The sequence below is a fragment of the Allokutzneria multivorans genome (genome assembly GCF_039537405.1).
GTDB classification, from domain to species: Bacteria; Actinomycetota; Actinomycetes; order Mycobacteriales; family Pseudonocardiaceae; genus Allokutzneria; species Allokutzneria multivorans.
Genome location: NZ_BAABAL010000026.1, coordinates 277,173 through 283,739, shown reverse-complemented (window position 1 = coordinate 283,739; position 6,567 = coordinate 277,173). Strand labels below are relative to the sequence as shown.

Genomic DNA, 6,567 nt, shown 5'->3' with positions numbered 1-6,567 from the left:
CCCGTGCCCCTGTAAGGCCCAGGGGCACGCGCAAGGGGTTCCCAGGTCAAGCCGACCCCGCCCAACAAACCCAGCGAACCCAACAAAACCGGGAAGCGCAACCGCCCCACGCAGCCAAAGAGCTACAACCCCAAAACCCCAGAAAAAGCATCCCCCACCCCGTCAACCCACCCCACATGCCCATCAGGCCGCACAAGCACCCCATCCCAAGGCAACCCGTCAACCCGAACAACATCCACGCGAGGCCCCAACGCCAACTCCGCTCCGTCCCCAGAACTCAAATAAACAAACCGCCCCTCCCGCAACAGCGAGAAAACCCCGATCCCGCCCACGTCCAAGTCCGGCATCCGCCACCCGTAGGAACCGCAAGAACCGTAAGAAACCCCAAGCCCGGAAACCTGCACGGCCAGTTCGCGGTTCAAGGCGGGCACCTCCGCGATCAGCTCGTTGAACCGCGCGCGCAAGGCCTTGTTCTCCGGCGAGGTCGACACGACGAGCGAGGTCTGCGCGAGGGTGTCGGCCAGGACTCGGGCCCCCACGGGATGCCGTTCCGTTTCGTAGGTGTCCAGCAGGTCCTCGGGCGCCCAGCCCTGGATCACGGCGGCGAGCTTCCAGGCGAGGTTCGTGGCGTCCTGCATGCCGAGGTTCAATCCCTGGCCGCCCAACGGCATGTGGATGTGCGCGGCGTCGCCGGCGAGCAGTATCCGGCCGTTGCGGTAGCGGGCGGCCTGGAGCGTGGCGTTGCCGAAGCGCGCCAGGTACGACGGGTCGTGCATGCCGAAGTCGGTGCCGACGACGCGCCGGGTGCTCTCCTTCAGCTCTTCCAAGGTGAGGGGCTCGTCCTTGGGCACATGCAGCATCGAATGGTCGGTTGGTGAGACTCGGTACCGGCCGTCTCCCAACGAGACCAGGAACAGTGCGCCGTTGTCCCCGTTGACGGTCAGCGACACCGACTCCGGCGGCTCGGCCAGGCGGACATCGCCCAGCGGCACGCTCAGCGTCGACGGGCTCCCGAGGAACTCGATACCGGCCGCCTTGCGCACGGTGCTGGACGGGCCGTCGCAGCCGACAACCCACCGGGACTGGAAGGTTTCGCCGGTCTCGGTCTCAACGAGGACGGAGTCCCCGAAGGAACGGACACCGGTCACCGCGCGGCCGCGCAGCACCTCCACACCGAGGTCCGAGGCGTGCTCGGCGAGCAGCGCCTCGGTCCTCGGCTGCGGGAGGAACAGCACGAACCGGTACTTGGTATCGAGTTCCGCGTAGCTCACCCTGTTGTCCAGCAACGCGAAGTGCGTCGTCGGCAGCTGCTTGCCCTCGGCGAGCCAGCGATCGGCCAGCCCGCGCATGGCGAGCAGTTCCAGGGTGCGGGGGTGCATGGTGAGCGACTTGGCGTGCGGGACGGGCTCGGTCAGCCGTTCGAGAACGGTGACCTCCACCCCGGTCCTGCGCAGCTCCGCGGCCAGCCACAGACCGACCGGACCCGCTCCGACGACAACGACCTCGCGCATCGCACTCCCGCTCATCAGCTACACCGGCTCTTCGCCGCCGGACCAACCACGGACCATGATCGCGGAGTTGTTGCCGCCCATGCCCACGCTGGTGGTGATCGCGGTCGGTACCGAAGCCGGGATCGCCTTGCCGATGACGTGGTTGAGGTCCGCGCAGCGCGGGTCGGGGTTCTCCAGGCCGTAGGTCGGCGGCACCACGTCGCGGTTGCTGGCCAGCAGCGCGGTGATGAACTCGACGCCACCGGTGCCGCCGAGCATGTGCCCGGTCGCGCCCTTGGTGCCGCTCACCATCGGGCTGGTCGCGGGGTCGGAACCGAACACCTTGCGGATCGCGAAGGCCTCCGCCGGGTCGTTCATCTTGGTCCCGGTTCCGTGCACGTTGATGTAGCCGACCTCGGCGGTGCTGACGCCGGCGTCCAGCAGCACCTCCTCCAGGCACGCGCGCATGCCGGGTGCCTCGTCGGGGCGGATGTCGGACATGTCGTAGGCGTCGCCGCGCAGGCCGTAGCCCAGCACCTCGCCGTAGATCCGCGCGCCGCGCGCCCTGGCGTGCTCCAGTTCCTCCAGCACCACGACGCCCGCGCCCTCACCGAGGATCGTGCCGTCGCGCTTGTCGTCGAACGGGCGGCAGACACCGATCCGCGAGCCGGTGCGGTTCTGCGCGAACGCGGCGATGGTGATCTCGTTGACCGCCGACTCCGCGCCGCCGGTCAGCATCAGCTCCGCGCGCCCGTACTTGATCTTGTCGTAGGCGGCGATCAGCGACTCCGCCCCGGAGGCCGACGCGCCGCTGACGGTCACCAGCGGGCCGGTCAGGCCGTGCCGGATGGACACCGCCGAGGTCGGCGAGTTCGGCAGGGTCAGGTTGCACAGCCGCGCCGAGATCGACCGGCTCCCGCCCTGCTCGAGGAGTTTGTACTGGCGCTGCAGGATCTCCGCGTTGGAGTAGGCCACGCCGATGGCCACCCCGAAGCGGTCCAGCTTCTTCGGCGATCTCGTGGTGTCGGAGTGCACCTCGTTTCGCGGCAGGTCCAGCCCGGCGTCGCTGGCGGCGGCCTGCGAGGCGGCGATGGCCAACCACTGGAACCGGGCGGTGACCCGGATGTCGCGCTCGGAGATGCCGTGCTCGGCCGGATCGAAGTCCGTCAGTTCGGCGGCCCGCTTGATGGGACACCGCGAGGTGTCGAAGCGGGTCAGCTCGCCGACCCCGCTCCGGCCGTCGCACAGATTGGTGAAGAAGTCTTCCACCGTGCTGCCGAGCGAACTGACAACACCGATTCCGGTCACCACGACGCGCCTGCCGCCGACAGCGATCACGTTGCTCCTCACGAGCTGTTCGAACTGCATCCGTTATATGGCGGGCAGACCCTAGCGACACATTCTTCCGCTTCCTAGCCGCATCGATTAGCACCGCGCATACGGGCTGCTCACCGACGCGGTTCGCGGGTTCACGTGCTTCGTTGGACCACGTCGCCCGCACCGTGCCGAGTGCACGTTCCACCGATTGGTCCGAACGAACCACGTTCGGCGTGGGCCGAAAGTCCGACAAGGCCCGCCGCGCCTGGCGCCCGGCCCTGATATGCCCAGGTCAAGTCCTGGTCCAGGGCGGGCGTGGATTATTCGGGAAGAGCGGCAAGTGTCCGGGGAGACTTGTCTATGCGGCCTGGTGAACCGGTTCAGAGCACGCATTCGCGTCGTGGAACCGCGCAGATTCTGGTCACTCGTATGGCGGAAGGCGGCAAATAGTTTGCATCGATAGTGGTACTTCGGTACCCGTGCTGTCGTCCGCAATGGTCGCCGCTTTGCCTGGTATAACTCTCGTGGTCATTGCGCCCCCGCCTGAAAGATTATGTGAAAATGTCACGTAGTACCTCTGGACGAAAAGTGCGGGCGCTGCTTGCCGCCCTCTCCCTGCTGCTCGTCGCGTCGGGCTGCGGCCTGCTGGGCGGGGACTCCGGTTCCGGGGCCGCCGACGGCGGCGGTGCCGAGGGCGCCGGGCTGGAGAAAGCCCGGATCAAGATCGGGGCGATGCCGATCATCGACTTCGCGCCGCTGCACATGGCGATCCAGAAGGGATACTTCCGGGAGGCGGGCCTGGAGATCGAGACGGTCGGCATCCCCGGCGGCGCCACCAGCGTGACCGGTCTGCTCGGCGCGAGCTTCGACATCTCCGTCGGCAACTGGATGTCCTTCTTCGAGGCCCAGTCCAAGGGCGTCGCCGATCTCAAGCTGATCGCCGACGGCTACCAGACCCGCCCGAACAACTTCGTCATCGCGGTCCCGCAGGGCTCCTCGATCACCACGCCGCAGGACCTGGCGGGCAAGCGGATCGCGGTGACCGTCCGGGGCGCCATCGCCGAGCTGCTCGCCAAGGCCTCGATGGACGCGCACAGCGTCAACCACGGCGGTGTCAGCTGGGTGGAGATCCCGTTCCCGAGCATGCCCGCCGCGTTGAAGGCCAAGCAGGTCGACGCCGCGGTCATGGTCGAGCCGTTCATCACCCAGGCCGAGCGCAACTTCGGCGCGATCCCGGTGCTGGACGTGGCACAGGGTGCCACCGGGGACTTCCCGATCTCCGGCTACGCGACGACGGCCGCCTTCGCCAAGGACAACCCGAAGACGGTGCGGGCCTTCCGCAGGGCGCTGATGCGCGCGCAGAAGGAGGCAGGCGACCGGGGCAAGGTCGAACAGGTCCTGCCCAGCTACGCCAAGGGCATCGACCAGGTCACCGCGAGCCTGGTGCACCTCGGCGCGTTCCCGACGCGACTGGACGTCGTGCGCATCCAGCGGGTGGCCGACCTGATGGCCGTGCACGACCTGCTGCCGAAGCCGCTCAAGGTCGACACCATGGTGATGGAGAACCTGCCGGACGCCGACTGAGCCGTCCACGGGTATGTTGTCCGGAGGCGGGTTGGGCCGCCTCCGGGTCCGCGGAAAAGGCTGAGCCTGCCCAGCGAGGACCGGTAGTGCCCTGGTCACACCACCTCCTTTCACCCCGTCACGCGGACCACGGGGCCATGGAAGGAGGTCGCGATGCCGACCGTTCCCCTGCCCGAGCGCCCCGATCTCGGCCAGTTGCGCAAGCAGGCCAAGGAGATCCGGAGCGCCTCCGGCAGCACGCTGACCGAAGCGCAACGCGCGCTCGCGCAACGCCACGGCTTCGCGAGCTGGCCGCGACTGGTGCGGCACGTCGAAGCGATCAACGCGCGCTCGTGGATCTACACCGACGCGCCCGCCGACGAAACCCTTGCCGATCGCTTCCTGCGCCTGGCGTGCTTGAACTTCGCCGAGGACGCCCCGGAGCGCCGAGCCGAGGCCGCTCGGTTGCTCGACGAGCACCCCGACCTGTCCGCGCCGAGCATCGGCGTCGCTGCCGCGTGCGCTGATGTTTCCCTTCTGCGCCAACACTTGTCCGCTGGGGTTTCGGCTTCTGAGCCAACTGGGCCGTACGGCTGGCCGCCGCTGATGTACCTCAGCTACGCCCGCCTCGACGTCGGACTCGACGACACGCTCGCCGCCGCGCGGATGTTGCTCGACGCGGGGGCTGATCCCAACGACGGACGGTTCTTCCTAGGGCTGCCAACGCCTTTCACGGTGCTGACCGGCGCGCTCGGTGGGGGAGAAGGCGATCAGCCGCCGCACCCGCACTCCATCGCGCTCGCGCGGGTGCTGCTCGCGGCGGGCGCCGATCCCAACGACGGTCAAACGCTCTACAACCGCATGTTCTCCGAGCGGGAGGACGCCTACGAACTCCTGTTCGCGTTCGGCCTCGGCCGTGGCGACGGCGGTCCGTGGCGGCGGTTGTTACCGGATCTCGTTGACGCGCCTCAGGAATCGCTGCGCAAGCTGCTCGCGTGGGCCGTGCTCCACGACCAGCGGCAGCGGGTGGAGTTGCTGGCCCGCAACGGTGTCGACGTGCTCAGTCCGCTCGGCACGGGAATCACTCCGCTGGAGACCGCGCTGCGCAACGGCCACCGCGAGATGGCGGACCTGCTGCGGCGCTTGGGTGCTGCCGAAACGGAGCTCGATCCGGTGGACGCTTTCATCGCCGCCGCGCTCGCCGGGGACGAAACCGTTGTCCGAGCCGCGCCCGGCCACGTCGTCGAAGCCGCGAGACTAGCCCGCCCGGGACTGCTCGTCTGGGCCGTCGCGCAACGTCGCGCGAACGCGGTGAAACTGTTGCTCAGCAAAGGGTTCGACGTCAACGCCCGCGCGCGGAGCGATCTGCCGATCGAAGAGCCCTGGCAGACCCCGCTGCACGCGGCCGTCGAGGCCGGCGACGTCGAACTGGCCCGGCTCCTGCTGGAGCACGGCGCCGATCCCGGCATCCGTGACCACCGCTTCGACGGTGACGCGAGGAACTGGGCGGAGCACTTCGGGCACACGGACATGATCGCCCTGTTTGGCTGAGGGGAGAACGGGGTCGCCCGCGCGGCGACCCCGTTCGCCGAGCTAGCAGCCGCAGCTGTAGAAGACCACGTCCCAGTGGTTTCCCTCGCGGTAGTAGATGTTGCCCGACGGCGCCTTCCACTTGCTGCCGCCGATGGAGGCGAAGTTCCCCTTCACGTAATTGTCCAGGCAGCTGCTCAGTCCGAAGTCGAGCTTGTAGCCGTTCCAGTGGCTGTAGGTACCCGATGCGTGCCCGGTCTCGGTCCCACCGGTCACGTTGAGCCCGCAGCGCGATGCGTTCTTCAGCGTGATGGCGCCCTGGATGGTGGCCAGGTTGACCTGGGTGAAGGACGTGCAGTTGGGGCGGTTGCGATCGCTGCACCCGCCGCTGGAGGACCACGAGATCCCGGCGGCGCGCAGCCGGTTCGTCGCGTCGGCGTGGGAGATCTTGGTGGCCATCGTGACCGCGTCACCGCTGGCGGGCGCGAGCACCGGGTCCTGACCGGACGGCGTCGCCGCGGCGACACCGGAACCCAGTACCAGTCCGGCGGCCGCGACGAGGGTGGTCAGTCCGAGGGCACGAGTCTTGTTCATGACGGATCCTTCCTGGCACGCGGTGCAGGGGGAACGCGTGCCGGACCCGCGAAGCTAGGTCGCGCCGCCTAAG

General features: G+C 68.4%; 5 protein-coding genes. 2 read left to right on the top strand and 3 right to left on the bottom strand.

Going from position 1 to position 6,567, the window contains the following annotated elements:
• Positions 1–122: 122 nt before the first annotated feature.
• Positions 123–1,526, bottom strand: coding sequence for an FAD-dependent monooxygenase (locus tag ABD798_RS35650; protein ID WP_344885498.1), 1,404 nt, complete (start codon positions 1,524–1,526; stop codon positions 123–125).
• Between the two features lie 3 nt (positions 1,527–1,529).
• Complete coding sequence (locus ABD798_RS35645; protein ID WP_344885495.1) at positions 1,530–2,828, bottom strand: beta-ketoacyl-[acyl-carrier-protein] synthase family protein; 1,299 nt, start codon at positions 2,826–2,828, stop codon at positions 1,530–1,532.
• Positions 2,829–3,368: 540 nt separating this feature from the next.
• Between ABD798_RS35645 and ABD798_RS35640 the strand changes: the two genes are divergently transcribed.
• Positions 3,369–4,391, top strand: a complete 1,023-nt coding sequence (locus ABD798_RS35640; RefSeq protein ID WP_344885493.1) for an ABC transporter substrate-binding protein — start codon at positions 3,369–3,371, stop codon at positions 4,389–4,391.
• Between the two features lie 153 nt (positions 4,392–4,544).
• On the top strand, positions 4,545–5,921 hold the full coding sequence (locus tag ABD798_RS35635) for an ankyrin repeat domain-containing protein (protein WP_344885490.1): 1,377 nt from the start codon (positions 4,545–4,547) through the stop codon (positions 5,919–5,921).
• Between the two features lie 42 nt (positions 5,922–5,963).
• Here ABD798_RS35635 and ABD798_RS35630 read toward each other — a convergent pair whose 3' ends face one another.
• Positions 5,964–6,494: a hypothetical protein gene (locus tag ABD798_RS35630; protein WP_344885487.1), complete on the bottom strand. Its 531-nt coding sequence runs from the start codon at positions 6,492–6,494 to the stop codon at positions 5,964–5,966.
• Positions 6,495–6,567 lie beyond the last annotated feature (73 nt).